Source organism: Streptomyces sp. NPDC060366, assembly GCF_042725135.1.
Lineage (GTDB): Bacteria > Actinomycetota > Actinomycetes > Streptomycetales > Streptomycetaceae > Streptomyces.
The window spans coordinates 51,729-77,945 of record NZ_JBHXDC010000013.1 but is presented as its reverse complement, the minus strand read 5'-3'; the positions used below and the strand labels follow the sequence as shown (position 1 = coordinate 77,945).

24 protein-coding genes and 7 pseudogenes are annotated in these 26,217 nt (G+C 68.3%); 14 read left to right on the top strand and 17 right to left on the bottom strand.

All coding sequences use genetic code 11. The features are described 5' to 3' along the window. Positions 1–138: 138 nt before the first annotated feature. The 4 genes and pseudogenes from ACFWHU_RS27660 to ACFWHU_RS27645 all read right to left on the bottom strand — a co-directional run. The gene (locus tag ACFWHU_RS27660; RefSeq protein WP_385799305.1) at positions 139–402 is read right to left on the bottom strand and encodes a hypothetical protein; all 264 of its coding nucleotides are present in this window, start codon (positions 400–402) and stop codon (positions 139–141) included. A gap of 1,025 nt (positions 403–1,427) precedes the next feature. Further along, positions 1,428–2,057 (bottom strand): RNA polymerase sigma factor, encoded by a 630-nt coding sequence (locus tag ACFWHU_RS27655; RefSeq protein ID WP_387228044.1) that lies wholly within the window; start codon positions 2,055–2,057, stop codon positions 1,428–1,430. A 117-nt stretch (positions 2,058–2,174) separates the two neighbouring features. Next, positions 2,175–2,480 (bottom strand): hypothetical protein, encoded by a 306-nt coding sequence (locus ACFWHU_RS27650; RefSeq protein WP_387228042.1) that lies wholly within the window; start codon positions 2,478–2,480, stop codon positions 2,175–2,177. Between the two features lie 236 nt (positions 2,481–2,716). Then, a pseudogene (locus ACFWHU_RS27645) lies at positions 2,717–2,956 on the bottom strand (DUF6233 domain-containing protein); the annotation flags it as partial. Between the two features lie 32 nt (positions 2,957–2,988). Between ACFWHU_RS27645 and ACFWHU_RS27640 the strand changes: the two are divergent. The 3 genes and pseudogenes from ACFWHU_RS27640 to ACFWHU_RS27630 form a co-directional block, all read left to right on the top strand. Continuing rightward, positions 2,989–3,159 (top strand): annotated as a pseudogene (locus ACFWHU_RS27640) (helix-turn-helix domain-containing protein); the annotation flags it as partial. Then, positions 3,149–3,568, top strand: a complete 420-nt coding sequence (locus tag ACFWHU_RS27635) for a hypothetical protein (protein ID WP_387228040.1) — start codon at positions 3,149–3,151, stop codon at positions 3,566–3,568. The pseudogene ACFWHU_RS27640 and the gene ACFWHU_RS27635, both read left to right, overlap by 11 nt. A gap of 713 nt (positions 3,569–4,281) precedes the next feature. Further along, entirely contained in the window at positions 4,282–4,524 is a 243-nt protein-coding gene (locus ACFWHU_RS27630; RefSeq protein ID WP_387228038.1) for a hypothetical protein, read from the top strand. A 414-nt stretch (positions 4,525–4,938) separates the two neighbouring features. Here ACFWHU_RS27630 and ACFWHU_RS27625 read toward each other — a convergent pair whose 3' ends face one another. Both ACFWHU_RS27625 and ACFWHU_RS27620 read right to left on the bottom strand, forming a co-directional pair. After that, on the bottom strand, positions 4,939–5,601 hold the full coding sequence (locus ACFWHU_RS27625; protein ID WP_387228036.1) for a response regulator: 663 nt from the start codon (positions 5,599–5,601) through the stop codon (positions 4,939–4,941). After that, entirely contained in the window at positions 5,598–6,725 is a 1,128-nt protein-coding gene (locus ACFWHU_RS27620) for a sensor histidine kinase (RefSeq protein WP_387228034.1), read from the bottom strand. Before ACFWHU_RS27620 ends, ACFWHU_RS27625 begins: the two co-directional genes overlap by 4 nt. A gap of 214 nt (positions 6,726–6,939) precedes the next feature. On the opposite strand from ACFWHU_RS27620, the gene ACFWHU_RS27615 reads away from it, so the two are divergent. Continuing rightward, positions 6,940–7,341 (top strand): DUF6223 family protein, encoded by a 402-nt coding sequence (locus tag ACFWHU_RS27615; protein ID WP_387228032.1) that lies wholly within the window; start codon positions 6,940–6,942, stop codon positions 7,339–7,341. A gap of 275 nt (positions 7,342–7,616) precedes the next feature. Here ACFWHU_RS27615 and ACFWHU_RS27610 read toward each other — a convergent pair. Beyond that, positions 7,617–8,890, bottom strand: a pseudogene (locus tag ACFWHU_RS27610) (APC family permease). 41 nt (positions 8,891–8,931) lie between these two features. Here ACFWHU_RS27610 and ACFWHU_RS27605 point away from each other — a divergent pair. The 3 genes and pseudogenes from ACFWHU_RS27605 to ACFWHU_RS27595 all read left to right on the top strand — a co-directional run. After that, positions 8,932–9,096: pseudogene (locus ACFWHU_RS27605) on the top strand (ArsR family transcriptional regulator); the annotation flags it as partial. Positions 9,097–9,470: 374 nt separating this feature from the next. Beyond that, positions 9,471–9,737, top strand: a complete 267-nt coding sequence (locus ACFWHU_RS27600; RefSeq protein ID WP_387228030.1) for a winged helix-turn-helix domain-containing protein — start codon at positions 9,471–9,473, stop codon at positions 9,735–9,737. 41 nt (positions 9,738–9,778) lie between these two features. Further along, positions 9,779–10,306, top strand: coding sequence for a transposase (locus tag ACFWHU_RS27595; RefSeq protein WP_385799346.1), 528 nt, complete (start codon positions 9,779–9,781; stop codon positions 10,304–10,306). Positions 10,307–10,312: 6 nt separating this feature from the next. Here the strand turns inward: ACFWHU_RS27595 and ACFWHU_RS27590 are convergent, their stop codons facing one another. The 4 genes from ACFWHU_RS27590 to ACFWHU_RS27575 form a co-directional block, all read right to left on the bottom strand. After that, entirely contained in the window at positions 10,313–10,822 is a 510-nt protein-coding gene (locus tag ACFWHU_RS27590; protein WP_387228028.1) for an SUKH-4 family immunity protein, read from the bottom strand. Positions 10,823–11,732: 910 nt separating this feature from the next. Beyond that, positions 11,733–14,993 (bottom strand): DNRLRE domain-containing protein, encoded by a 3,261-nt coding sequence (locus tag ACFWHU_RS27585; RefSeq protein WP_387228026.1) that lies wholly within the window; start codon positions 14,991–14,993, stop codon positions 11,733–11,735. 264 nt (positions 14,994–15,257) lie between these two features. Next, positions 15,258–15,815, bottom strand: coding sequence for a telomere-protecting terminal protein Tpg (gene tpg / locus ACFWHU_RS27580; protein WP_387228024.1), 558 nt, complete (start codon positions 15,813–15,815; stop codon positions 15,258–15,260). A gap of 3 nt (positions 15,816–15,818) precedes the next feature. Next, on the bottom strand, positions 15,819–16,883 hold the full coding sequence (locus tag ACFWHU_RS27575) for a hypothetical protein (protein ID WP_387228021.1): 1,065 nt from the start codon (positions 16,881–16,883) through the stop codon (positions 15,819–15,821). 12 nt (positions 16,884–16,895) lie between these two features. Here ACFWHU_RS27575 and ACFWHU_RS27570 point away from each other — a divergent pair, with 12 nt between their 5' ends. After that, entirely contained in the window at positions 16,896–17,039 is a 144-nt protein-coding gene (locus tag ACFWHU_RS27570) for a hypothetical protein (protein WP_387228018.1), read from the top strand. 137 nt (positions 17,040–17,176) lie between these two features. Further along, positions 17,177–17,542 carry an SMI1/KNR4 family protein gene (locus ACFWHU_RS27565; protein ID WP_387228016.1) on the top strand — a complete coding sequence of 122 codons (366 nt, stop codon included), beginning with the start codon at positions 17,177–17,179 and terminating at the stop codon, positions 17,540–17,542. On the opposite strand, the gene ACFWHU_RS27560 is transcribed toward ACFWHU_RS27565, so the two are convergent. From ACFWHU_RS27560 to ACFWHU_RS27550, 3 genes are all read right to left on the bottom strand, one after another. Further along, complete coding sequence (locus ACFWHU_RS27560) at positions 17,484–18,242, bottom strand: sigma-70 family RNA polymerase sigma factor (protein ID WP_387228014.1); 759 nt, start codon at positions 18,240–18,242, stop codon at positions 17,484–17,486. The two genes, ACFWHU_RS27565 and ACFWHU_RS27560, sit on opposite strands and share 59 nt — an antisense overlap. Before the next feature lie 685 nt (positions 18,243–18,927). Next, positions 18,928–20,103, bottom strand: coding sequence for a hypothetical protein (locus ACFWHU_RS27555; RefSeq protein ID WP_385799334.1), 1,176 nt, complete (start codon positions 20,101–20,103; stop codon positions 18,928–18,930). Positions 20,104–20,129: 26 nt separating this feature from the next. After that, entirely contained in the window at positions 20,130–20,993 is an 864-nt protein-coding gene (locus ACFWHU_RS27550; protein WP_387228011.1) for a hypothetical protein, read from the bottom strand. Between the two features lie 729 nt (positions 20,994–21,722). On the opposite strand from ACFWHU_RS27550, the pseudogene ACFWHU_RS27545 reads away from it, so the two are divergent. Continuing rightward, positions 21,723–21,812 (top strand): annotated as a pseudogene (locus tag ACFWHU_RS27545) (ATP-binding protein); the annotation flags it as partial. Between the two features lie 80 nt (positions 21,813–21,892). Here ACFWHU_RS27545 and ACFWHU_RS27540 read toward each other — a convergent pair. Then, positions 21,893–22,333, bottom strand: coding sequence for a hypothetical protein (locus ACFWHU_RS27540; RefSeq protein ID WP_387228009.1), 441 nt, complete (start codon positions 22,331–22,333; stop codon positions 21,893–21,895). Then, the gene (locus ACFWHU_RS27535) at positions 22,326–22,790 is read right to left on the bottom strand and encodes a DUF6228 family protein (RefSeq protein ID WP_387228007.1); all 465 of its coding nucleotides are present in this window, start codon (positions 22,788–22,790) and stop codon (positions 22,326–22,328) included. The genes ACFWHU_RS27540 and ACFWHU_RS27535 overlap by 8 nt, the downstream gene beginning before the upstream one ends. A 307-nt stretch (positions 22,791–23,097) precedes the next feature. On the opposite strand from ACFWHU_RS27535, the pseudogene ACFWHU_RS27530 reads away from it, so the two are divergent. The 3 genes and pseudogenes from ACFWHU_RS27530 to ACFWHU_RS27520 form a co-directional block, all read left to right on the top strand. Further along, a pseudogene (locus tag ACFWHU_RS27530) lies at positions 23,098–23,289 on the top strand (polyprenyl synthetase family protein); the annotation flags it as partial. Between the two features lie 44 nt (positions 23,290–23,333). Then, a pseudogene (locus tag ACFWHU_RS27525) lies at positions 23,334–23,462 on the top strand (Asp23/Gls24 family envelope stress response protein); the annotation flags it as partial. Positions 23,463–23,489: 27 nt separating this feature from the next. Continuing rightward, entirely contained in the window at positions 23,490–23,708 is a 219-nt protein-coding gene (locus tag ACFWHU_RS27520) for a hypothetical protein (protein ID WP_387228004.1), read from the top strand. 767 nt (positions 23,709–24,475) lie between these two features. Here ACFWHU_RS27520 and ACFWHU_RS27515 read toward each other — a convergent pair. Next, positions 24,476–24,799 carry a toxin Doc gene (locus ACFWHU_RS27515; RefSeq protein WP_387228209.1) on the bottom strand — a complete coding sequence of 108 codons (324 nt, stop codon included), beginning with the start codon at positions 24,797–24,799 and terminating at the stop codon, positions 24,476–24,478. Between the two features lie 641 nt (positions 24,800–25,440). Between ACFWHU_RS27515 and ACFWHU_RS27510 the strand changes: the two genes are divergently transcribed. Beyond that, the gene (locus tag ACFWHU_RS27510) at positions 25,441–26,178 is read left to right on the top strand and encodes a hypothetical protein (RefSeq protein WP_387228002.1); all 738 of its coding nucleotides are present in this window, start codon (positions 25,441–25,443) and stop codon (positions 26,176–26,178) included. Positions 26,179–26,217: the final 39 nt, after the last annotated feature.

The window sequence follows — 26,217 nt, the reverse complement described above, 5'->3', positions numbered from 1 at the left end:
GCACGAGATACATCCGCTTCGGGTCGCCCTCATAAAGACTGACGCGTTGGGCGACGCGGAGGTCCTGCGATACGGGTGGGGAAGCCCTCCTGTTCTCTCGGTCCCCGACCCGACCCGATCGGATCAGGTTCGATCAGGTCAGCTCAGGTGGAGCTTGAGCTGATGGTTGTGTTCTGTGTGCTCGACCACGACTCCGGTGACCGCCTCACCCAACTCGGGCCAGATCACCGTGTAGCCGTCATCGCCGTGACGCATTCCCGCCACGTCCGCGAAGGCGCAGCTCAGTTGCACACCCTCGACCGAAATGAAGATCCCGAAGGAAGCGACCTCGTCCACCGTGCCGCGCACCGTCGACCCGCGGGGGAATTGCTGTTTGATGGCAGCCCATTCTTCGCTTGCCATCCGTACCACGTCCTGTCGTATGAGCGTCGGCTTCCGGGCATTCAGCAGGATGCCGGCGGGGCGGTCCGTCGCACAGAGCCGCCGGCGACCATCGATCCGTCAATGAAGCGGCCCTGACGTCGCACCCAGCGAGAACCGCCGGGAGCCCTATCCGTTCAACGTTGTCAGCCAATAGGCGCGTTGTGCTCAGGCCCGGTCACCCCATGGGTCGATCCCCCACTCCATGCCCCGGGCCGTACATCTCCAGATCAGTCATAGCTCTCGGCGCCCCGCCGCCTCCCCCGCGTCCCTTGAGACAGGCTACGACGTCTGTTTACCGGTGCCCTGAGCGTTCTCCGAACTCCTGCCTCGCGAGGGAGAGGCCGCCGGGGGACTGTTCGACTGCCCCGGCGCGGCTGTCTTGGCCGGCTTCTTGGGCGCCGAAGGAACGTGCTCGTCCGTATCGGACAACGTGGCGCAGTAGGCGTCAACGGCGCCCTCTCCGCCTGCGGCGTCCGCCAGTTGCTGGAACGCCGTACCCCGGTGCTTGCCGTTGCCCCTGCTCCACGCGTGGCACAGCGCCACTTGACTCCGGGGTACCGGATCCTGCGCCGAAGCTGAGGCCGAGGGCTTCGGTGACGGGGTGCTCCGGCCTGTCGCGCCGGGTGTGGTGCCAGGGGTACGCGGGGCATCCACACCTGGCCGAGACGCGGTGCTCTCGGCAGGGCCTTCGGCGGGACGGGACGGATCTGGGAACACGTCGGGAACGGCCGCCAGTGCCAGCCCGCCGAGCGTAGCGGTGGCGAGGGCTGCCCCGAGCGCCGCCTTCAAAGAGACAAAGGCCGCGAATCGGCGCCGGGCCGGGCGCCAGTCGTCGCGCCTTCGGCGACGCCGCGTCGCGACGCCTCGGCCTGCGACGGTGGCTTCTCGGAATGCCGTGAGCGCCCTCTCGACCCCCCCTGGCTCGACGTTGCCCCGAACAGCATCCGCGAGCGCCTCGATCTCGGGCGTGACGAGTGTCGCGTCCGTCGCTTCCGCCTTGCGTTTCATGTCTCGTCCTTCAGCGTGCCCGACGCGGCGGTCGCCACGTTCTCTGCCGGGCTCCCCGAGGTCAACTGCTCGGCCAGCCGCTTCAGCCCCCGATGGGCGGCCGTGCGCACGGCGCCCGACCGCTTGCCCAACACCCGTGCCGTGGAAGGTCCGTCCAGCCCCACCACCACCCGTAACAGCACCGCTTCCGCCTGGTCCGGCGGCAGCCCGGCGATCTGTCCCAGCGCCCACCGCGTCGACATCGACTCCAGCACCGCGTCCACCGTGTCCGCCCGCCCCGGCAGTTCCAGCACATCCTGCTCGATAAGCGCGATCTGGGGTCTTCGCTTCTGCTTACGAAGGTGGTCCAGCGCCCGGTTTCGCGCGATGGTCGCTGTCCAGCCGCGAAATCCCGCGCCGTCGCCCCGAAAACGCCTCAGGTCCCGGGCGATCTCCAGCCAGGCGTCCGAGGCGACATCCTCCGCGTCGTTCCCGACCAGCCCGCGCAGGTATCCGAGGAGTCCTGGATGCACGAGCCGGTACGCCGCCGCGAAGGCGTCCTCATCCCCCTGCTGAGCAAGCGACACAGCAATCCCGAGCTCCACGTCTGACGCATGCGTACGACGCTGATCCCCACCCCTACCCACACATGCCTCTTCGGTCGCCCAGCGTTCTTTCCCCCTCCTCACAGCGCCGTGGCGCACAGAAATGTCACAGCATGCGCAACTTTCGCTTCACCGGCCATCACGACCCTGAAGACCGACTCATCGCGCGGCCTTCATCGGTACGCGGCCGTGCAGCAGGAAGTACATCTGCTGCACGGATTCCTCCGGCCCGGCCGCAAACCGTTTGGCCACCTTTCCAATCGGATTCCACACCCGGCCGTCGGGCATCCGAACTCCCACCACTTGGCCGAAGAGCTCCCGCTGCCCCCTGTCGAAATCCACCCACTCCGCACCGGCCCGCCTTACGAACACCTCGCCCGCGTACGCCCCGAGCCAGAACAGCTCGCGCGCCACGCTCCCCTGCTCCGGCCCGGCGCCGCGGAGCCCATCGGTGATCCGGTCCACCACACGCAGGCTCGCCACGGAGTAGTCCAGAGGCAACCGGTTCCGCACCGTGACCCTCCGTATGAACTCAGCCACCCCCACGCGCATCTCACCGGCCGACAAGAGACGTCTTCGTTCCCCACCCGGACCCACCGCAGCCCCCAATATTCCTTCGCTTCCGAGAGCCTCACGCGGACACCCGGCAGGGAACCCATTTCATTCCCTCCCCCAACCAAGCGAGACGGCGTCCTCAAACGTCACAGTGACAACCGGCGAAGAAGGCCCCGACCAAGAAGGCTATGAAGACGACCGCCGGAGGTAAGCCCCGCTCCGCACAGCGGTCTCAGTCCAGCGCACCGAGTGCCTTGTCCGGCTCGGCATCGTGCACAGGGCGGCACCCCGCCGCGCGTGAGCGCCTCGACCGCCTGCTCTTGGGTGATCGCCTGCATGAAGAAGGAGTTCCAGCACTGCGTGGTGTGGACCAGCACGGGAAGAGCGTGCTTCCCGCGATGCCCGGCCCCAGCAGGCCCGCGAGGGGATCACGCCCGCCAACCTGGCGGTACTCAAGAACGGCCGCGCCAAGGCGGTGCGCTTCGCGACACTCGCCGCGCTCTGCGACCGGGGAACCGGCCAACTTCCACACGTATTGACGGACGTCTGGGCGTGCCGAGGTCCGGCTGTAGCACCTGATGGGCATTGACACGGTTCTCGTACTCGCCGCGGGCCTTGCGCTGTGCCGGGATGGTCGGGGCGTCTTGGGTGCCGTCGAGGGGCTGGCAGGCGAGGAGTTGGCGGTGGACCCCACCGAGCTGGACGACGCCGAGCGGGCCGCGCTCGGCCACGGCGTGACGGTACGGCGCGGCCATGGCTACACGCTGCGCGTCACCGCCTCGCCCGCGGGCGCCGAGGAAGTCGGCGACCTTGCCAGGCATGTCGAGGGAGACGGGCAGGATGTGGTGGAGGTGAGGGTTATGGCGGGGGTGCTGTCGGAGTCGACGCCGAGCAGGCGGCGATCTCGGGCCGGGCAGCCTAGACTCGACGGGCGACCTTGCGAAGGAGTTGCGCGGTGGGCGACGAGTTGTTCTATCGACCGAGAAACCCCCTGGTGAGCACCGTCGTTGCGTACTTGGGCGGGCCGTCGCCGAGCCGCAAGGCTGACCCGGCGGTGTCTTTCGACGCCAACGGAGTCGAGTACCACGAGTCGTACGGACGTGGGCCCTCTACTCGCCTGAGGTGGGAGGAGGTCCGTGCGGTCGCGGTTCTGCCCGGGCCGATCAGGGACCGTCGGGCGCTGTGTGTGTACCCGCTTCACGAGCTACCGGCACCCGATATCTCAGCGGACGCGCAGTGGACCGGTACCGGGCCGGCTCTCGCGAGCGCTTTCAGGATGTGGTTCGGAACACCGATCTCAGTGCACTGGCATCACGTGCGAGGGCCATCGCTGGGGAGACTTGCCAAGCGCCTGCCGGCCTGGACGGAAGGCCGGATAGAGCTGACTTGGGGACGCCCGGTCTGAGGCGGTGCGCACCGCGAACGTACACGTCCAATCCACCACCGCCGTTGTCCGCCGCGAACAGGACGTCCAGCCGAGGCGCCCGGCCCGTACGGCCGTGTTCGCCGTCATGAACCCTCGCCCTCGGAAGTGCGGGGGTGTCCGGCACCTGGGCAAGCCTTCCGCGACCACAGCCGCGCGGCGGCTTGCCCGACGGTCGACGACGGCCGCGCAGAGGTGGGGGGGGCGGTGACCCCTCGATGGTCGCCACCCAACGGGCCCTGGCCGCCGCATCCCTGCTGGCCTCGGTTCCGGCGGTTCGAGGAGCGGATGCCCGAGGGGCTGACGGACAACCAGTGGACGTGGCCGCTGCGCCGGCATCCGTGGCGGAAGCATCTGCGGCTCTACCACCCTGCCACCTGTGACGCGGATTTCCAGGTTCTGCGGGTGTGTGACCGGACGGGCTGGGACGCGGCGGTGCTGTCCTGGAGCGTCTGCACGAGGTGCCGCCGGGGTCATATCGCGAAGATCTCCATCGCGGAGCACTGGCAGCGTCAGGGTCTGGGCAGGTAGTTGGTCCTCCGGGCGATGCGCGGCGCGGAGCCCTATCACTGGACGACTACCGGGCAGTCGTCCGACGCACAGAAGTTCTTCCCCCGGTCTCGCCTGGGAGACGCTGGTGCTGCCTTCACGCCATGAGAGCCCGTCTACGACCACATGAGGGCCGCCCGCTACGGCTGTCCGACACCGCGCTTCGAGCGCCGGCAGACCAGCTCCGCTGTGTTTTCAGCCCGTCGTACGGCCCTGGGCCTTCGAGGTGAGGTCGCTCAGGTTCGCCGGCCGCGTTCGGGCCCGACCTGGTCGTGCAGCCGCTGAGGGGTGGCACGAGCACCAAGGTCACCGCCGTCTGCACGGACGTCGCCGGCGCGAGCACGCGGTTACTCGACTCCTACGAGGGGCTTGGTACGGAGCGGTTCCCGCACCGTTTCAGCGGTTGCGTGGGGTGACCAGTCCGGATTCGTAGCCGAGGATGACGAGTTGGGCGCGGTCACGGGCGTGGAGCTTGGCCATGGCCCGGTTGATGTGAGTTTTCGCCGTCAGCGGGCTGATCACCATGCGGTCGGCGATCTGGCCGTTGGAAAGTCCCTGCGCGACCAGAGCGACTGCCTCGCGTTCGCGGCCGGTCAGCCCTTCCAACTCCGTGGCGGCGTCGGTGTGGAGGGGCTGGGTGACGTAACGGTTGATCAGCTTGCGGGTGATCGACGGTGCGAGCAGGGCGTCGCCGCGCGCGGCGACGCGGACGGCGTGCAGGAAGTCCTCCGGCAGAATGTCCTTGACGAGGAATCCCGCGGCACCGGCGCGCAGTGCGTCGAAGACGTATTCGTCCAGGCCGTAGTTGGTCAGGATCACGACGTGCACCTTCGTCAGTGCCGGGTCCGCGGCGATGCGCCGGGTCGCCTCGATGCCGTCGACCACGGGCATCTGGATGTCGATGAGTGCGACATCGGGCAGGTGTTCTCTGGCGAGGGCCAAGCCCTCCTGGCCGTCGGCGGCTTCGGCCACCACCTCGATGTCGTCCTCAAGGTCGAGGAGTGCGCGGAACCCGCTGCGTAGGAGCGCCTGGTCGTCGACCAGCAGGACACGGATCATGACGTGCGGTCCACGGGGAGTTCGGCGTGGACGGTGAAACCGCCCTCGCCGCGCGGTTCGGCGCGCAGCCGGCCGCCGAGGGCGGTGACGCGCTCACGCATTCCGAGCAGCCCGACGCCGGGCACGTGGGCCATGCCGGGGGTGGCCCTGCCGTTGTCGTCGATACGTACGGTGAGGGTGTCCGGACCGTTGTCGATCCGTATCGACGCCGTAGCCGCTGCGGCGTGACGGGCGATGTTGGTGAGCGATTCCTGGACGATCCGGTAGATGGTCCGGTCCACCGCCGCCGGCATGTCCTGTCGTGGGCCTTCGATCGTCAACGTCGCGTCAAGTCCGGTCCTCCGGGCCCTTTCCACCAGTTCCGGGATGTCGTCGAGACCATGCGGCGGGGCCTTGTCGTCGTCTCGTAGCGCCTCAAGGGTCGCTCGCAGTTCGCGGGTCGCCTCACGGGCGGCCTGTTGGATCGCCAGCAGGGCCTCCGGTATCTGCTCGCCGCGTCGCCGGGCCACGTGGACGGCGACTTCGGACTGCACCTTGATGATCGAGATCTGGTGGACGAGTGAGTCGTGCAGTTCCCGCGCGATGTGCAGCCGTTCCTCGTCGGCGCGGCGCCGCGCGGTCTCCTCCCGGGTGCGCTCGGCCTCCTCCGCCCGCCGTTCGGCCTGCCGCAGTGCTTCTCCCGCGGCGCCGGCCGCGATCAGCCAGGCGATTTCGAGGGCGCCCCGGGCCTGCGCGAATGCCTCGCCGGTGTCGTGCAGACCCGACGCCAGGGCTGCGAGGGGCAGAGCAGCCAGCAGCGCCACGGACGCCGCCACTGTGACGGTGCGATGTCCCGCCCGCACCGCGGCGTACACCGCGAACAGGAACGCGACGGCCGGCACATCGAAACCGGCCGCCTGATAGCCGACCGCACACAGCCCGGTGGCGGCCAGGACCGGAACCGGAGCCCGGCGGCGCGCGGCCAACGCCAGGCCACCGGCCGCCAGAAGGACATGGCCGAGCAGGGTAGGACTCGTCGCGGAGTTCTGCCCGGATATCCCGGTGGCCAGCAGCGTCGCCGCCACGCCACCGGCGATCGCCCAGTCTCTGACACCGGCCGGGACACTGGGCCGTCCTGTGCTCATGCGCGCACCGTAGCCGGATGCCGGCGCAGGCGAGTCCCGCCCGGGGATGAACGGTCGCCTACCGCGCTCGCGGTAGTTCCACGGCGCCTGCGGCATCCGCCTCAGCCAGGAGCGCCGTCCGCGGCAGCGGGAAGTGTCTCCAGCCGCTGGACGACCGAAGGGGGACCAGCCCACAGGCTTGAGCGACGTCCAGTCGTGAACGAAGGAGCACCTCATGTGGGTCCGATTTGCGCTTTCCGGGTCCGAGGCCGTGCACGTCGCGGCCCAACCGGTCGCCGACGCCGGTGTTTACGCCATGAGCGCCGGGCGACTCGGGGCCACCGTGGCCGCGCTGGTGGGGCTGACCGGCGTGGTCGTCGGGGGGCTGGCTCTGGCCCGCCCCGCCGGTCGTTTCGGCACCGGCGCAGGGCGCCTCGGGGCCGTCGTGGCTCTGGTGGCGGGACTGATCGCCATGACCCTCGGGGGGCTGGTTGTGGCCACCTCCGACAGCGGTATCGGCACCGGCAACGGGCGCGGCGGAGCCTTCGTGGCCCTGCTGGTGGGGTTGATCAGCACGGCCCTCGGCGGACTGGCCCTGGCCCGCTCCCGCCGCGCGGTCGACCGGCTGAGCGGCTGAGCGGCTGACGGGCTACGGGCGATAGCGCGGGACTGCCGCACCCGGGGCGCCCACAGGGCGACCAAGCCCGGGAGGCAGTCCCTGGCCAGGACCGCAAGGCGCTCAAGGAGGTGGCACGCGAAGTCCTCGGCAACGACGCCCGTGACGGCCTGATCCACAAGAGGAGGAACGGGAGCAGAAGGAAGAAGGAAGAAGGACGGCGCGCTTACAGACCCGCGAGGCCGGCACCTCACGGATCCGAACGCGAACCACGACGTGAGTGCGGCTGTGCGGGTCTACGGCCTGTGGGCGGCCACGGCGCGGCGGACCGCGAAGGCGGCGGCTCCGACAGCCAGCACGGCCGTCCCCGAGATGACCGATTCCAGCGGCAGGGCGAAGGCGAGCACCAGGCAGCCGGCCAGCCCGAGAGCGGGGACGATGCGGGCGGGGCGGCCCTCGTCCGGGGTGAGGGTCCAGGCGGAGGCGTTGGCGATGGCGTAGTAGGCCAGCACTCCGAAGGACGAGAAGCCGATCGCCCCGCGTACGTCGGCCGTCGCGGCGACGGCCGCCACCACGGCACCCACCGCGAGTTCCGCCCGGTGGGGCACCTTGAAGCGCGGGTGTACGGCGGCCAGGGCGTGCGGCAGGTGCCGGTCGCGGGCCATCGCGAGCGTGGTGCGGGAGACGCCGAGGATCAGTGCCAGCAGCGAGCCGAGCGCGGCGACCGTCGCCCCGGCCCTTACCACCGGCACCAGCCAGTCGGCCCCCGCGGCCCGGACCACGTCCGACAGCGGCGCGCTCGCGTCCGCCAGCCCCTTCGGTCCCAGGACCGTCAGGGCGGCGACCGCGATGACGGCGTAGACGACGAGCGTGATGCCGAGCGCGATCGGGATCGCCCTGGGGATGGTGCGGGCCGGATCACGGACCTCCTCGCCGAGGGTGGCGATACGCGCGTACCCGGCGAAGGCGAAGAACAGCAGCCCCGCTGCCTGGAGCACGCCGCCAAAGGTGCGTCGTCACCGATGACCAGCCGGCCCGCGTCCGGCGCGCCGGAAGTGAAGGCTGCGACGGCCACCGCCGCGAGCACCGCCAGGACGACGGCCACGATCACGCGGGTCAGCACCGCGGACTTTTGCACCCCGGCGTAGTTCACCGCGGTCAGCGCCACCACCGCGGCGACCGCCACCGCGTGCGCCTGGCCCGGCCACACGTACGAGCCGACGGTGAGCGCCATGGCCGCGCAGGAGGCGGTCTTGCCGACGACGAAACTCCATCCGGCCAGATAACCCCAGAAGGCGCCGAGCCGCTCGCGCCCGTACACGTAGGTGCCGCCCGAGGCCGGGTAGCGGGCCGCGAGCCGGGCCGAGGAGGTGGCGTTGCAGTACGCCACCACCGCGGCCAGGACCAGGCCGAGCAGCAGTCCGGAGCCGGCGGCATGCGCGGCAGGGGCGAGAGCGGCGAAGATCCCCGCGCCGATCATCGAGCCCAGGCCGATCGTCACGGCATCGGACAACCCCAGCCGCCGCCCCAACTCCTGCGGCATCCCCTCGCCGGTCGACGGCCTGCCCATCAGCTCACCCCTGTTGGCCCGGCCGGCTCTTACGGCTCTCGATACCGGCAGACGATATCCAACCCTGCCGAGCGGGGAACCCGGTCCGGCGCCGGACCCTGTTGGTGCTGCGCGAGGCTCCGGTCTACCCCTCCCACCTGGCCGACGCCCTTGGCATCCCACGCATCCGCCTGTCCAACCACTTGGCATGTCTGCGGTCGAGCGGCGGCCACCGCGTGGCGTGACCGTACGCCGGCTGGCCCCCAGGACACCCCGGCGCTCGCGGCACCGGAGCCGGACGCCGGTTGGTTACACGCCAGTTGGGGTGAACCGGTCGGGCTCGCGGCATCCGGTCCGGGCTGGGGCGCCTTCGCAAAGGCCGCATCCTCACCGTGGCCTGTACGTCCTTCCTCGGCAGCGTGCATTCAAGTGGAATGGACAGGCGGCCGTCGGTGAGCAGGTCCGGCTCCAGGCCGTGACTGGCTTCGAGGCTGGCGAGAAGCCGGGAGATCGCTGCCGCGTTGCGGGTCTCGGAGCGGTCGGTGGAACGCTGACGGCGCCAGTGGCGCGAGGAGGGCCTGGCCGGCCCCGGCTGTCAGACGTGCAGATAGCGCGGCTGGAGCGGGAGTTGGAGTGCGGTCCGCTGGCCCACGGGTGGGCCGATCAGCGGTGGACGCTGGCCCGGGTGAAGACGATGATCGGCCGTGTGTTCCACGTCTCGTACACGGTGGAGGGTACGTGGCGGCTTCTGAGGCGGCACGGCTGGTCGTGGCAGCAGCCCGCCCGGCGGGCGATCGAGCGCGACGACGACGCGGTGGAGCTGTGGAGGCGGGAGGTCTGGCCGCGGGTAAGAGCACCGCGGCGGTGAACAACGCCTGGGTGGTCTTCGAGGACGAGGCCGGCCAGTCGATGACGCCGCCGCGTGCCAGGACCTGGGGCCGCCTGGGCGTCACCCCGGTCGTCCGCGTGCGCGGACGCGGTTCGGGTCGGGTCTCGATGGCGGGGATGACCTGCTACAGGCCCGGTGAGCGGTCTCGTTTGATCTACGCGGTCCGTGAGTACCGGGGCCGTAAGGACGAACCGAAGGGTTTCGGCTGGAAGGACTACCGCGACTTGATCGTCCGTGCCCACAACCAGCTCGGCGGCCCGATCGTCCTGGTGTGGGACAACCTGCGCATGCACCTGGTCGCGCCGCTACGGGAGTTCTTCGCGGCCAACACCGCCTGGCTCACCGTCTTCCAGCTACCGGCCTACTCACCGGACCTGAACCCGCAGGAGTGCGTCTGGTCGCTGGTCAAACGCGACATCGGGAACCTCGCTGCCGTGGACCTCAGCCAGATCACCCGAGTCGTGAAGCGTCGCCTCAAAAGGATCCAGTACCGACCGGAGCTGGTCGACGGCTGCCTGACGGCCACGGGTCTGATGCTGGAGGGCTGACGTGCTTCAGTCCTCCCAGTTCGCGTAGTTACCCATCGCGACGTCGTCACACAGCGTTTCCCATAGCCCGTTGTGTGCGAGCGCGGTGTCATCGAGGGCGGCCAGGAGCCCGCGGAGGTCGCCCGCCGCCTCGTCGAATCCTTCCTCCTCGCCTTCTTCGTAGAACGGGAAGCGGGCGATGGTGGCCGCGACGCACCGGTGGAAAGCTTCGAGGTCCCTGTTCACGTGATTGGTGGTCGAAGACTCGGCCATAGGGATGTGCACGATGCGGCGCGAAGCCACTTCGATGGCGATGTGTCCAAACAGGCCGCTGGTCCCGAAGACGACCAACCCGCTCTCGTCCATCCCGCCGAGGACTGCCGCCTCGGCCAGCGGTTGGTACTCATAGCCGATCAGCCCCGCCGGTACACCGCTCTGTCGCAGATCGGCGGCGATCTCAGCGGGCACCATCGGTGAGCAGCCGATACGGAGCACAGAGTACTGAGGCAACGGCAACGGCGGCAGGTCTCGAATCACGCGGACATCATCCTCGTACTTCCGCGTCATGGGGAAGCCGCGAGCCGACCCCACCACCGCCCAACAGACCCCGACATCACGGATTCAAGTTCAGTAGTATCTGGGCTGCCTTCAGACCGCCGTTGGACGTTGGGAAGTGAGCCGGTATCACGCTCGACCACCCATGGGATCCGCGCCCACGCAGCAGCTGCGGGGAGAAGGGAATATGGCAATAAGTCCGACGGGTGAAGAGACAACCGCCCGCCCTCACTGATGAGCCCGTCACCACCTCATCCTGAAATGATCAGTAGGGCACAATGGGCCCGTTATCGTCTGTCGGTGAGAGAGGTGCCAATTGAGTAGGTTGCTGGACGCTTGCGAGACGACAGTCTCCCCGAGTTATCGCCTGTTTGGGCTGGTGGACACAACTGTCGACGCATTCACTCCGGATGCAGATCGCTCCAACTGGCTGCTCCCCGCCCCCGGCATGGTGTACCTGCAGGTGCCCTCCGAGGTGATCAACGCATTCATACGTCTGGAATCCTGGTCCACCGCACCTCCGGTTCCTTCTGCCCGGTGGTCGGGTCGCGAAGAGGCAGAGGTAGTACTCCCCGAGGGGGAACTAGGCATTGCGACGATCGACAACGGGGTGGCGAATACAGATCTGGTACTGCCTTCACCGGGTACGTACAAAACGCGGTGGCAGTGGGCATTCAACCCCGAACGCGGCCCTTTCACCTCTCCTTTGGCAGGCCCTCGAAATCCCTTGGCGGCACCTGCCGGCCACGAAGCTGAGCTGAACGGAAAGGATCAGTTCTGCCTGGTACAAATCTGGCGAGTGGGTGCCGGAGTTGAGATGGAGTAACCGGACTGCGGGGCCGCCCCTGGTGGGCCGGCCCCGCAATTTACTTCACCTGAACACGAGAATCACTCAGTCACCAATAGTGACCGTGAAGGCTTCCCAGTTCAGGATCCGGTCGCTGTGGTACCAGGCACCGAGCCGACTGCCCGCTTCCTGGTTCTCCGTCGAGTCGATGTACCGGACCGAGAAGTCATCGCGGTACTCGTCGCCCTCATATTTGTATCGCGCGGCCCCCTCGGCGGTGGACGCGAAGGGATATTCGTCGCAGTCCTTCCCCTCCGCCGGCCCACCGGGCACCGCAGCGCTGTTGCAGGTGGAAGAGACAGTGCTGCGGTTGGCGTCGTAGCGTTCCGCGTACGTAGCCCCCGCTGACCTCGTGATGCGGTGCAACGGCTGCAACGGTTCCCCGCCGGGCAGCTTCTTGCCGCTCTTCGTCGGCACGGTGTTGCCCGGATTCTTGCGCGCCTCGTCGATGTGCCTGGCCACTGCCTCGACTCCGGTGTATGCCACCGGCGGCCCGGCATGGCTTGTGTCGCTCTTGTCGTAGCGGAAAGAAGGCGTTGCGTCGGGGAAGACAGAACCGACCTTGGCCCAGGGGTTGTAGGCAGCGCTGTCGAAGCGGATCTCTCCCTCTTCGCCCTCGGTCGGAATGAACTGGCCATAGCCGGGGAGCGTGAACTCGAAGGTCGGCGTGAACTTACCTACAGCTACCTGCTCACCGCCCTCCACGCTGGGCAGGTGTGGCGTTGACGACCACAAGTCGAATTGCGTGTCACCGTTGATTTTCCACTGCGTGGGAGAGTCTTCACGCTCTTCATAAAGTCCGGAATAGCAGGCTTCGGCCTCGTTGGCGTCAGCATTTCCGGCATTCCATGACCCTTCGCACGGCAAGGTCGCCTTCAGCTTGGCACCGGGCTTCGCGAACTCCCCGCCCAGCCAGTGGACGTCGATGTTCAGATCGAAGTCGGCGTGGCGAGTGTATTCACTGCCGTCCAGACCGCCGATCTTCCCTCTGCCGATCAGGGTGTTCGTCGCGATGAACTCTCCCTGCAGGTAGCACCCCGGCGGCCACAGACCGCACTTGATGGCCGGCATGAGCGTCAGGGTCTCCTGGCAGTAGGAGAACCGGTTCTTGATGTAGCCGGCGGCGTTGTCCGAGTCATCGGCGTTGGAGCATTCGTCGACGTCGGCGATGTATTCGTACTGGTCCGCGGGCTTCCTGCCGCCAGCGAATTTCGTACTGGGTGTGGTGTAACTGCGCTCCCAGACAGCCCTGGTGTTCTGGGCCGCCGGGGCGGAGGGGCCGCGGGTCGGCTTCAGACCGAGGGCTTCGAGGTTGCCGTCCCTGGCAAAGACCTCCTGCACCTTGCTCGGGTCGGCAATGATCTTACGATCTGTGATCGTGTAGGAATCGCCTGGCTGAAGCGAGGTGGGCTGCCCGGCGGCAGCCGTTTCGACGACGAACTGGGTCCAGGGGGACCAGTTGAGGTTGTAGTGGGTGCCGTCGTAGGCGTTGGTGCGAAATTTGTACGTCCTGCCGTCCTCGAGCTGTCCGGCCGGGACGGTGACGGAGGCCGGTGTGCCCGGCGCGACGGAGCCGGACACGAGCAGGCCCTCGCCCGCCGGGGTGGTGATGGGGGTGTCGGTGGCGGCGTCGTAGACCTGGAAGGTGCCGCTGACCTTGTCACCGTCCGCGTCGGTGAAGGTGTCCCGCAGCGTGGGGGTGAGTGTGTTGACCCCCCAGACACCCGCGTACGACTTGAACGGCGCGCCGGCCTGCCGGTCGGTGCCGTCAGAGGGGCGGTAGTTGTAGGTGACGGACAGCTTGGGCTGGTTGGCCGTGTTGTTCGCGGAGTTGACGCGCTTCCACGCCCGGGTGTCGTCGGTGGTGGCGCGTAGGCCCATGTGGCCGCGGGTGGCCTTCGCGGACGCCCAGGCCTGGACGAGGGTGTCGACGTCGGCGTTGATCCAGCCGTCCGGCTGGGCGGCGCAGTCCGGGGAACCCTTGGTCTCCGTGGAGGAGTGGTACTGCGCGTTCCAGGTCGGCTGAGACGTCCAGCGCGAGGACGTGGAGGGGGCACTGGTGTCCCAGACCGTCCAGGACTGGGCGGTGCAATCGGTGTTGCCGGAGTGGAAGTTCCACAGCGACAGGTTGGTGTCCACGATCAGCGCGTCCTGGATCGGGGTGGTGTTCCAGGTGATGAAGGAGCGTGCGGTGCGCGGGGTGCCGTCGGGGTTCTTGGTGCCGGGGTTGCCGAGGTCGAGTTCGACGTCGCTGGACCAGTCGACGGTCTCGCCCTGCTGCACGTAGGTGTCGAAGGTGTTCGACAGGGCGGAGGTGGACGGGTCGACGGTGACCGGGTACTTGGTGTCCGGGTCGGCGAGGTAGTCGGCGTCCGGGGTAACGACCAGGTCGATCTTGCCGGTGCCCCTGTTGACGACCTTCATGTCGACGCGAGTCCGGTTGGTGTGCTCGCCGGAGGCCTTGTCGACCGAGGCATCCCACATGACGGGGGCGGGCATCGTGGCCCGCTCGGCGCCGGTGCGGGCGTCGGTGAAAGTGACCGAACCGTCCTTGTTCGCCTTCGCCTTCAGCCCTTTGGCCTCGACCGGGAGCGTGTAGGTGTAGGCGCCGGTGGGCCGCTCGGCGAGTTCCACGAACTGCTCGAAGCCGGTACGGGTCGCCTCGACGATGACGTCCGCGCCCGGCACCGCGTTCCTGTAACGGGCACGGGCACCGTCCAGTTCCGGCTTCGGCAGACCCCCCTTCCACCTCAGCGTCACCGCGCTGTCGCCACTGCCCAGGGTGACCAGATCACGGGCGGTGTCCTCCTGCCCGGCGCGCAGCGACTTCGGCAGAGTGCCGCTTCTGCCGCCCAGACGCAGGCCGTTGGGGTGCGCCTTGGAGACGACGCTTCCGTCGGCCGCTTCGGCGAGAGTGGCGTCGGCCTTCTTCCACGTACCGTTCTTCCAGACCCGTTCCGGGCCGGCGGTCAGCTCGGTGGTGAGGGTGCCGTCCGGGTTGGCGACGGTGTAAGTGGTGGGAGTCGTCTCGTCGGTGACGACGGTCTTCTTCCCGGTCTTCTCCGCCCGGGCGATGGCCCAGGCGATAGAACCCTTCGTGTGCTTGGCCGCCCAGGCCAGGTCCGACTCCCGGATCTCCTGCTCGGAGGGACCAACCAGCTTGGCCTGCTCGGTCCGCGGCTCGGAAACCGGTGCTGCTGACGCGCTGCCGCCTGCCACGAGCGCGGCCTCGGCAACCAGGAGAAGCGCCGCCCCAGCCGCGAAGCGCGCCCTGCGACGTGACGCTTGCTGTCTGTGTGAAGACACGAAAGCGTGTGTCCTTCCCTGTAGAGAAATGCGACACATGTACGAGCGCAGGACACTACTCAGACACAGCGAGCAGACACAGGCAGTTACCGGCCGTGGCTCATAACCACCCCATCAAGCCCGCGAGTTGAAGCGGAATTCTTCTTCCAAACGCGTTAATGATCACACCAGCCGTCCCCACCGCGCCGCCCACGGAGCTGTGGCTCTACCTGGGCGCCCCCGGCAGCTTCAATGCCGGGGGCGAGGCGTTCGTCGTGAGGCCGGCTACAGCCCGATCTCGATCTCTTCGACGTCGGTGAACTCCACGTCCAGGTCGTGGGCGCGGCGTCCGTTGTCGCGGAAGTAGTGCTGGCCCAGGCCCTGCGCGGCGATCTGCAGGAGCTGGTTTTCGGTGGCGCCGGCGTCTCGGGCGTCGAACAGGCGCTCCGCCCAGTGGGGGGACAGGGCCTGGGTGATGTGGCGGACCCGGGCGTCGTCGGTGGTGCCGGGTGCGGCGGTGAATCCGAAGCGGGCCCGGGTGAAGACGACGATGCCGTCGGAGGAGGCGGCCTTCTTCTTCGCCTTGGCCCGGATCTGCGGCTGCCAGCGCTTCTTGACCTCGCGCTCTATGCGCGCGGCAAGACCGCGGCGGGGCCGCTTGAGCTTCCCTGCGACGTAGCGTTCCACGGTGCGCTGGGACACCCCGAGCGCCTGCGCGGCGGCCCTGGTGCCCTTGAGCTGTTTCACGAGGTACTTCATCTGTGCCTGCGCGGACTTCGGGATCGGGCGGGTGAACGCCCCCTCCAGTGCGCGGTCCAGGCTCTCCCCGAGCGAGTCGACCATCGGTTACTCCCCTTCTCCGGCGCTCTGGTCGGTCTTGATGCTGTTGGCGATGTTGAACACGCCGCCGCGTTCCTCGAATTGCTGTTCCGCCCACAGGACGGTCTGGGTGCCCTGGTGCTTGACCATCCCCGGCGAGATGCCGAGCCGGAACGTGCCCGGTACGGGCTTGCCCTCGTCGGTGAGGGGCAGGACGTCCAGCGGGGACGGGCCGGGCGAGGGGTGGACGATCGCGTCGGTGCCGATCGTGACCGGGTACAGGCCGGCGGAGGCCGCCGTCCTCAGCAGCTTGCGGTGCAGACCCACGCGCTGCGCCGCGAGCACGGCGGCCCGGATATCGGGGCGCCACGTCTCCCGCTTGAGCGCCGGGTACTCCTCGTAATACGGCACCTGGCCCCGGCTGCGCTGCCGCAGCTTGCCGATACCGCCCTTCGCGGTCGCCTTGATCGCGGTCGCCAGCAGCGCCATCGTCGGGTCGACCTGCTTGGAGCGGACCATCGCGTCCAGGAACTCCTGGCCCTCGAGGTCGGTGGTGACGCCCATGTCGGCCATCGTCGCGATGTACGCGTCGCGCAGCCGCTTGTACCAGCGGTCCAGGTAGCGGCCGGTCTGCGTGCGCACGTAGGCCTCGATCGGCGCGACGTCGAAGCCGAGTTGCACCGCGTAGACGACGGTCGGGGTGGCGTACCAGGCCGGTCCCGTCGGCCGGTCGTCCTTCGGGGTGAACGGTGACGGGAGCCGGCTGACGTCGACGGTGCGCCCGAACACGCGGGCGAGGTCGACGTGGGAGAGATCGACGAGCCACGAGCCGGGCAGCGCCGCGTCGAACGTCGGGTTGCCGGTCAGGTGGGTCGGCTCGTTCAGCCCGACGGTGAGCCCGTTCGCGGCCGCGGCGAACGACATGTTGATGTCGACCGTGACCAGGAACTGGTTCGCGCATTCCTCGTCGGTCAGCGGCCGGCACCAGTCGTAGGGCTCCTCCATCAGCATCTCCGACGGGGTGCGCATGTGGTGCCGGGCGAACTTGCCCTTGAGGACCGGGTGTTCGTCGGGGACCTCGCACTCCACCACGAGGTAACGGCGGTGAGGGCGTCGTCGTTGTACGCCCGCTCGAACACGCCGGTGGTCTCGTCCTTCTGCGCGCGGGTCGGCGGGCGCAGCACGACCATCAGCTCCAGGCCGGTCGTCGCGGTCGTCCCGCGCGGCGTCATCACCCGCTCGGCATAGAGACCGAGGTGGCGGGCGAGGTCGGCAGGGTGCATCGTCGGCAGCTGCGGGGCGTCCCTGCGGTCCCACTCCCGCGCGTCCAGCGCGTTCCAGGGCAGGATGCACAGCTGGACACAGCGGCGCCGGGAGCCCTCCGGGTGCGGGCCACTCCCGAGGACCAGTTGGTCACCGCGGCGTGGGAGCGGCTGAGAGTCTGGCTGAGGCTGCGCGCGCCGGAGTCCTATGCATCGCTGCGGCCGGGCGCCTCCGATCGCCGGATCGAGCAGGCCGAGCAGCGGCTGGGCTTCCCACTACCCGCTCCCCTGCGTGCCCTGTGGACGCTGAACGACGGTGTCACCGGCTCCGGTGCGGGCGCGTTCCTCAACGGGCCGATCGAAACCGCCCTGGAGACTCGTGAGTTCCTCGCCGACGAGATGCCGGGCTGGGGCCCATGTTGGGTTCCCTTCACCGCCGACACGGTGGACGAGCCACCTCGGTGCCGGTGCTGCGCCGCGACACTGTGACGCGAGACCAGCAAGACGTCGCCGCGAGTACCGGTACGGCGACCGGTGCCCGGAAATAGGATGTCGATGCGCCCGAACTCCGCGACGTTGCGCGGTCGACGACCAGGTCGAACGCCGTATCGACATCTCCCAGAGTGTCCCCCAGCCGCAGCCCGCCGACCACACCCGCCACTTCAGCATCCGTGGACAGGGCACTGAAACTGTGGAGCGCGCCAACCCCCTCCCGCACCTCCTCCGGACTCAGCCCGGTGTGCGCGGCCACGTCACTGTCGGACGGGACCCCGGCGAGGGGTTCGGCGGACAGCTCCGCGCGGGCGACGCGGACCGTGTTGCACAGCTCCTGAACCCGCCGGGGCACGTGTACGGACCACAAGCGATCGCGGAAGTGCCGTTTGATCTCACCGGTGATGGTGGGAATCGCGTAGCTCGCGAACGCGTTACCCAGATCCGGGTCATAGCGATCCACCGCCTTCACCAGGCCGACCGCCGCCACCTGCCGCAGGTCCTCCAGCGCCTCACCGCGCCGACGGAAACGGGAGGCGAGACGGTACGCCATGGGAAGCCACGCACAGATCACCTCCGCCCGAAGCCGCTCCCTCTCCTGCCCGTCCGCCGGCCCGGCCGGATCCACCAGCTCCGCCAGACGACGGAAGCCCGCCGTGGTGTCCGGATCATCCAGACCCTGCCCGTCGGCATCCACCAGGGGCTCAACTCCTCGAAACCGGGCCGCGCATCGCGAGACGATGCGGCGCGACAGAGCGCGACGTAGCGATCGGAAGGCTGCGTCGTCGTGAACCCATCGATCAGTTCAGCGACGGTTTCGGGCACGCCGTCGTGCGCGGCGTGGGCGGCCCCGGCCACCGTGACCAGTTCGCCACTCGGCAGGAGTTCGGTGACGTGCGCCGCCCATGCCGTGTCCGCGAGCGGATCGTGTGCGCCGCACTCCGAAGCTCTGGAAGAGGACATGCTCCCCGTCGGGATGGCAGGCAAGATCGCGAAGGGCATAAGAACCATCATGCTGGCTCTTCCCGATCGGGGTCCAAGGTTCAAAAACACCTTCGTGGACATGTCGCCATGGCCATTTGCCGACCTGCTCAGCATCCACCCCCAAGACAGCCGAAGGCTGAGCCACCCTCGCCGGCGGAACTGGTCCGAATACGTGGCGGCGCGACGGGCTGCCCCACAGGACTAGAGATCGTCTTTAAAGTGACGAACAGAGGCGCCCGCCCCGCGTCCCGCCGCAGGCACCCGACCGTCACTTCCGGCTCACTCGAGGGACACGCATCGTGGCGTTCGCGCCACTTGGGCCCGCTTCCTCCATACCGGGGACGAGCGCCCCGCCCTCCCACGTACAGCACCCGCCTGTACACACGCACCCACGCACTTCACCGCCACTCCAGGAACACCGTGTCGTTGGTCAAAGACTCAGCGGAGACAGGAATCGCGGTTCCTTCCCCCGAGGTCGACACCACCCTGAAGTCGCCCTGTCCCAAGGGCTGCCCGGAGCGGTCGTTGGGCAGGTGAACGGAAGCGATGAACTTCTCGCCGTCCGCCGAGACCACCATCCCCTCGACGGTCCTACCGTCGTCATCGCGGACCACGGCGACAGCGGCGCCCTCGGCGCGGCCGCTACGAGCATCCAGCGTCCGGAAGTTGCCGGACTGTGTACGGCACAGCACCCGTTCGTCCCCGACCCAGCCGACGATGCCGACGCACCCACTGAGCAGGGTGGCGGAGCGGCCTGATGCTGCGGTGAGCGGTCCTGAGGAACCCAGGGTCTGGAAGACGTGCCCGTAAATCTTCGGCGTGGTCGCGGTGAGGCGATGGCCGTCGGGAGCGAGGTGGACCATGTTCGCCTGCACGGCGTGCGGGGGCTTCCCGGTGACGCTCAGGGGGAGGTCGTGCCCGGTCGCCGTACCCTCGTCCGACAGGCGGTGATCACTTTCGGTGGACCGCGAGCCGATCCTGCGCTCACCGTTGGCGGTGATGTACGTGAACCACACGCCGCGCCCGTCGGGTGCCATCACGGCGTTCTGCTCCTCGTCGCCCCTCTCGTCGCTGAGGCGCACGAAGTCGTCGGCGTTGCCGCCGCTCTCCACGAAGCCGGCGTGTGTCGTCCTGCCGTCGGGGTCCCGGAGCACCACGGCCATGCGTGTGTACGCCAGGTCGAACAGGGCGCGGACCCGTGGAGTCACGTACTCCAGATCGTCCACGGCGTAGGGCGACGGGCTGTCCGAGCTCACTCCGCAGAGGTCCACGAGGGGGCTGTTGACCTTCTTGGCGTCCTTGTAGTTGGTGAACGCGGCGTCGACCGGGATGAAGAAGTTCCGGGTCTCGCGCAGTTTCCACCGCTCGGGATCCCAGGCCTGTACGTTGACCCCGGCGTAGCGTGCGCCCACGCTGCAGGTCGCGGTGACGACCGTGCCCTCGCGGGTGAACGGGCTGTCCGGGAGGGTGTATCCGCGGTTGCCCCGGTAGGGCGCCGAGGGACCCGACTCCGGCCCTTCCTCTTCCTCGGACGGCGAGGAGTCGCATCCCTGGACGCACAGGACAGTCAGCACGGCGACCAGGACAGCCGCCTTGCCCCTCAGAGCAGCCCGTAACAATGCTCCTCCTCGAGTTTGTCGTGACACGACGTCCAGGGCATGGCGCCGAAGATCCAACTCTGCCGGGGACTCGCAGGGACGGACTCCGTGCGGATGCGAAGCGGCTCGCCCTTGTCGTCCTTCAGCTGGATCCACCGTCCCTCCGGCCGATGGGTGTCCTTGTAACGGACCTGGACGCCCCACTCGCATGTCTGCCCAGGCGGCGCGATCACCTCCGCCCGGAGCCCGCCCGAGGACTGACCGTTGCCGACCTCCACGAAGCGGTTGCCGAAATAGGGCTCGCCCTGTCCCTCGGTGTCGTCGGTCAGCACCGGTTCGTCGGCGCGGGGCGGAAGGTGGAGCCGGATTCCCTCGTAGGCGGCTCCGCCCTGTGGCGGTTGGCCGATGACGGCCTGCGCGGTGCTCTCCCTGCACGTGAGGTCGGTGACCTTCCAGTCGTCGATGGTCACCGCGTACTGGCGTGTGCTCATCACAGTCATCTTGAACGTGTCCGTGAACTCCATGCGCCCACTGGAGGTCTGCTCCTCGATGTACCGCTGCGGAGCGTGCTCCAGCAGCGGCGCGTAGGCGAGCGGGCGGCCGCCCAGCGACTTCAAGTAGGAGAAAACATCCGGACTGCTCTTCATCCTCCGGACTTCGTCGTCGGTCAGCGTCCGGTCGAGCACCATCGCCCACTCGCGGGGCTCACTCTGCTCAGGCTGCACGGACACCGTGAAGGGCGGCTGGGCGGCGTCGTAGGCCTTGTTGGATTCGTTCTCCCTGGTGGTGCTCGGCCCGATCATGACGTAAGCAAGCAGCGCCCCGCCCAACGCGCCCAGCACACCGCTCACCGCCGCCACCGACAACCACAGCCTCCTCTTGCGCCGGGAGGCTCCGGCAGGCACTCCAAGCGCTTCGGGGAGGACCGTCCGGAGGCCGTCGGCCCCGCTGCCCGCGCCGGGGGGAATCGGGGTCGGGGGCGGCACGTCAGGGGGTCGCGTCGGCGGGGACGGCACGAGGGCGGGCGGTGAGGTACTGTCCGGTGTTCCGCTCTGCCCTGCCGGCTCCGGAGTGGTACTTCCCCCGGCGTTCCCGGTGGTGTTCGGCCGGGGTTCCGGTGTCCCGCCCGCTGACACGGTCGCCGTCATGCCATCCCCTCACAACGTGATAGGTGGTGTTCCCGCTCGGCTGCCCGACGTAGAGCCCCACACAGAGCACCAACCGTCCCTCACCAACACCATAGGGACAACAGCACTGCCTGTCCGCCGAGTTGGCGCCTTTCGTCCCAGCCCCACACCGGCACCCCGCCTCATGTACAGCCCACTCCCGTACAGGCGTCGCTGCTGGTGACACGCCGGTCGCCGCCGCCACGCTGGCGGCATGCACAGTCCTTCCCCTCAGCGGCACCGGCTGATCTCCTCCGGTCAATGCCGTGGCGATCGGCATGCACTTGGTCGGCAGAAGCGGCCTGCTCGGGGCGAACGCGGCCCGGGTCGCAACGCGGCAGGGGATGGCCGCCTCCACTCTGGCCAAGACCGTGCTGACCAGCGCCGCCCTGGCCGCCACGGCCGACGCCCGAAAGATGGGTCGCGGCACGAGCAGAGGCGAACCTGGTCTTCCAGGTCATCTCAAAGCGCTACGAGAAGGGATCGATCATCCTCACGTCGAACAAGACCTTCAGCAAAGCGCACATGTTCCGGCGAACCCGTGCGAGGTGCTGCCGAACTGCGACAGGTTCGACGAGGCATAGCGGGAACTCTCGCAGTCAGATGTCCTGTGGCCATCCGCCAAGGGCCCCCGTCAGATGCTGGTGAAGCTCCGGATCATCCGTCGCCGCGGCGAGACGATAGGCAGTCGGTCCGACACGCCAACCCGAATCATGATCGAAAGGCGGTCGCTGTCCCGCTGCGTTATGCGCGAGCTTGGCCACCAGTTCCGCGAGTGCAAAGTACAGAACTTGTCCCTCAGCCATCGGGTCTTCGCTGCTAAGGCTCCGTCGCCGGATTCGGTCGAAGAATTCGCGGCCTCGCGGCCACTGGTCTTCACGTTCTGCCAGGATCAGGGCCTCGTCGATCTCTGGTGACCGCCCCATCTTCCGGGCCGCTGCAGCAAGAACGCTGCCTGCCCAAACAACAGGTTCCTGCTGTTGCTGGAACAAGTTCCGCCCCCAGATATAGAGACGCTCATTCGTCGACAGGTCAGCCACGATCACTCCAATTCTCATGGAGGAAGTAGCGGAGATCGGCGGCGAGGGCGGACATCTGCTCACCGGCTTCGAGCCATGTGGTGACGGAACCCTCCCAGCCGCCGGCGGCAGTCGGCCATGGCCGAAGAGTCCAGGTCAACCCGACGTGCCCGCCCGATCGGAAGACTGCTCTGAGGGTGAGGTCGTGATCGTTGTTCTGCCAGACGCGCTCTCCGTCCCACCCTCGGAAGTCCCGGGCCAGCTCCTCCAGGAAGGGCACCAGGTCCGCGTCCCAGATCCATGCAACTACTTCATCGACACGGGCATTCAGCCCGGGCGCGCATGCCTCAATGGCGTAGTGCACGCAGTCTTCGTCCGGACGGAAACGGTCACAGAACCTCACCATGACCGCCAGGTTGTCCTGGGAGTGGACGACCACCTCGGTCAACTCGTTGAGGCCAACGTCGTGAGTGCTCATCCGCAGAACAGTAGGTCAGCCGGTCGCCCGCCGTCACCGTGATTCCGGGCCGGGCAGTCGGCCGGGATCGACGCGGTCGGACAGATAGATCATGGTCGCTTCGGGGTCCGTGCTGAACGCGGCGGCGACGAGTTTGGGGTGAAGAAGAGGATGGCCCAGACGTCTTCGGCGCTGGGCCGCTGGTCCGGGTACTTGGCCAGGAGCCGGCTTGACGAAGCAGTGGCGTTGACGCGGTTGGTGGGTCCGTCGAGAGGCCGTCGCCGGCCTCGGCCCACCGGACGCGTCCACGCTCGACCCGGACCCGCCGCCCGCGGAGCAGCGCCGGGTGCGCGAGGTGTGGCAGGCGATGCGTACGGAGATGGTGGCCGGCCAGTACCTTGACCTGCTCAGCCAGGCCATCGGCTCGCGCTCAGCCGTCCGGGCGATACGCGCGGCGTGCCTCAAAACGGCCATGTACACCGTCGAGCGGCCCCTCGGCGCGGCGCTGGCTCGGGAGGACAGACCTCTGGTGGGATCCACCAGCACGATCTTTCGCGAGCGAGCGAAATGGAAAACGTCATCTCCGCGGTGGAGCGGATGACGGGTCTGGAAGTCGTGGAGGTCAACATCGCGGTCAGCGACGTGAAACTGCCCGGCGAGGAAGACGATGACTCACAGTCACAGCTGCGCTGACGCGGGCGACGGGAAGAGGAGCACACGATGAACGGAGCGGCGGCCGGCCTCGTGGCGGGTATCGCGCTCGGATTCGCCGGGTACTTCGGCGGCTTCGGAGCCTTCGTGGTGGTGGCCGTACTGGGGATCATCGGATTGGTGGCCGGGTGGTATGCCGACGGCGACATGGAAACCGGCTACTTCTTCCGCCGGCCCCAGCGCGACGACGACCTGCGACGCCGCGATCGCTACGGCCGGCCGCGATGACCCGTAAGGAGGGCGCTCAGACCGCGATGGCCGAGCGCGGGGTTCGACAACTACCTCCCGGATGAGACTGCGGGATCCGATGCAGCCGACGCCCGCTGCGCCGCCCTGGGTGCGACGGTGAGCGACGCGCTGGAACTGCCAGTCTTTCCGGACTCCGGCGCGGGCGGAAAGGCCTGGAAGCAGCTGCTCACGTCGGCGGCCGAGGCCCAGGCCCTACAGTGCCGCTCCGGCTACGACCTAGATGCCCCCAACGAAGACGCCATGGTCAGCACGCGCTATGGGCGGGCCAGAACAGCGCTAAGACAGCTCTTGCCACACTGATTCACATCGGAAAAAGAACTCCACAAACGGCTGAGTCCTCACACTGCATCTGCCGAACAACTGGCCCTGGCAGCATGCGTGGACGCAACCCTTCGCCACTGTCCACCCGCCGCCCGAGGCACCCTGACGTCACCGACCACCCGCTCCGTGTACCCCGACGAGGCGCCCGCACGGCTTCGACTCGCAGACCGAGCGGTGGTGGAGGAGACACTGAAGACCGCGATGCCGGCGCCGCGTCGCTCAGATCAGTCATGCCGCCAGGGTATGGATCGGCGGACAAGGCGGGTTCACTTTCGTGATCCGTTCCAACAAGCTCGCAGCCCGCATCGAGCCGCTCGCACACCACGACGCTCACTGGCTGCCGCACCAGCTCGTACCAGCCGTGCACGGCGATGGCGCTGTCCGCCGGTCACGGCGAGTTCCTCCTGCTGCTGGTCGGGTTGGCGTCAGGTCTGCCAGGAGCGGATGCGGTCGGCCACGTCATACGCGTCGGTCCGGCCGGTGTCGATGTCACGTGCGAGGTCGACCAGGGCGCCGTACGGCGGGGTGATGCCTTCGCCGGCGGCGTTCATGTAGGCCACGGCGATTGCCGAGCCGAACAGGGCGTTGCGGGCCGGGAGGGGTCGCAGCCGAATGATGGTGTGCATCAGTGCGGCCGCGCGCCGGGCGTTGTCGACGGTGACGCCGACCTGTGGGGTGTTGACGCGGTGGCGGCCTGGTCCGCGCGGGAAACATCTGTTCTCCGCCGCGAGCCGGCGCGGACCGATCAGCGGCTGCACCGTGATCTCGGCTGTGAGGACCGCCGCCTGGCGGTCCAGCGGAATGTCGAGCGTGCCGCTGCCCTGGCGGAGCCGTTCCGTCGCATCGCCCAGCCGCACAGCCGGGCGCCGGGCGTGGACTACCGCCGACTGTCGGCCGACAAACACCGGTGGTCTGTGCCGAGTTGATCGCTGACCGTTGTACCTGAGCGGCATCGTCCGCCGGGAGAACCGAGCGTCGCCGCGATGTCGGCGCACGTACTGTTCGGCCTCGGCGAACCAGGCGCCAAAGTTCGACAAGATCGACTACCGCGAGCGCCATGCGGTCGAGTGCGGCATCAACCGTCTCAAGAGACACCGGGCCGTCGCCACGAGGTACGACAAACTTGCCGTCCGCTACGAGGCCACCGTTCAGATCACGGTCATCAATGAGTGGCTGTGACCGGGATTTCCGAAGCTCAAGACTGACCTGCGTACTTGCCGTGCTTGAGGCGGCCGAATGCGAGACCTCTCGGCTGGCCGGGCGGTAGAATCCGCACGTGCGTTGATCTTCTGGGCAGCGGCCAAGCGCCGCCGCAGACGGTGCGGGCGACCCTGATGAGTTGGGGCCGCCCGTCTGGCGTACCCGTCATCACAACACCGGAGATCACGCAATGAATGCTCAGCAGCCCCTCACCTACGATGCGTTTGTCGAACTCGCCGCCGCTGATTCAGCTGTCGTCGGCCTTGTCCTCAAGGGTTCCCAGGCCCACGAGGGCATGACCACCGAGCACTCCGACCACGACCTGTACGTCGTACACGCCAATGGCGCTACGACGGCCTTCACCCGGTTTACGGGGCACCGCACCCCAGAACTCGACCTCGTCATCCTTTCCCTCGACGAGTTCCGCGCCGTCGGAATGCCCGGCTTCGAGCGGTACGCCCTCGCCCGCGCCCGGATTGTGCTCGACCGGCTCGACGGAGACATCGCCCAGATCCTGGCCAGCAAGGCACGGCTCGACGCCGATGAAGCCTTCCGGGAGGCGGGCGAGTGGCTCGATGCCTACGCCAACTCCCTCTACCGCTCGGTCAAGAACGACCGCGACGGGCATGCGCTCGCGGCCCGCCTCGATGCCGCCGACAGCATCCGGTTCCTGCTGGAGTTGTTCTTCGCTCTCGACCGTCGTCCCCGTCCCTACAACAAGTACCTGGAATGGGAGCTTGCCCAATTTCCGCTGCCCGGCTGGGACACCGGCATGCTGCTCGACGCTGCGGACCGCATCTCAGGAACGGGCGACGTGTCCACTCAGCGTCGTCTCTTTGCCCAGGTCGAGCCAGTGGCCCGCCGGGCCGGGCACGCCGCGGTGCTGGACGCATGGGGTGAGGATTTGGACCTGATGCGACCGCAGTAGGAGCGCACCGCGGGAGCTCCCACACCGCCACTTTGGCGG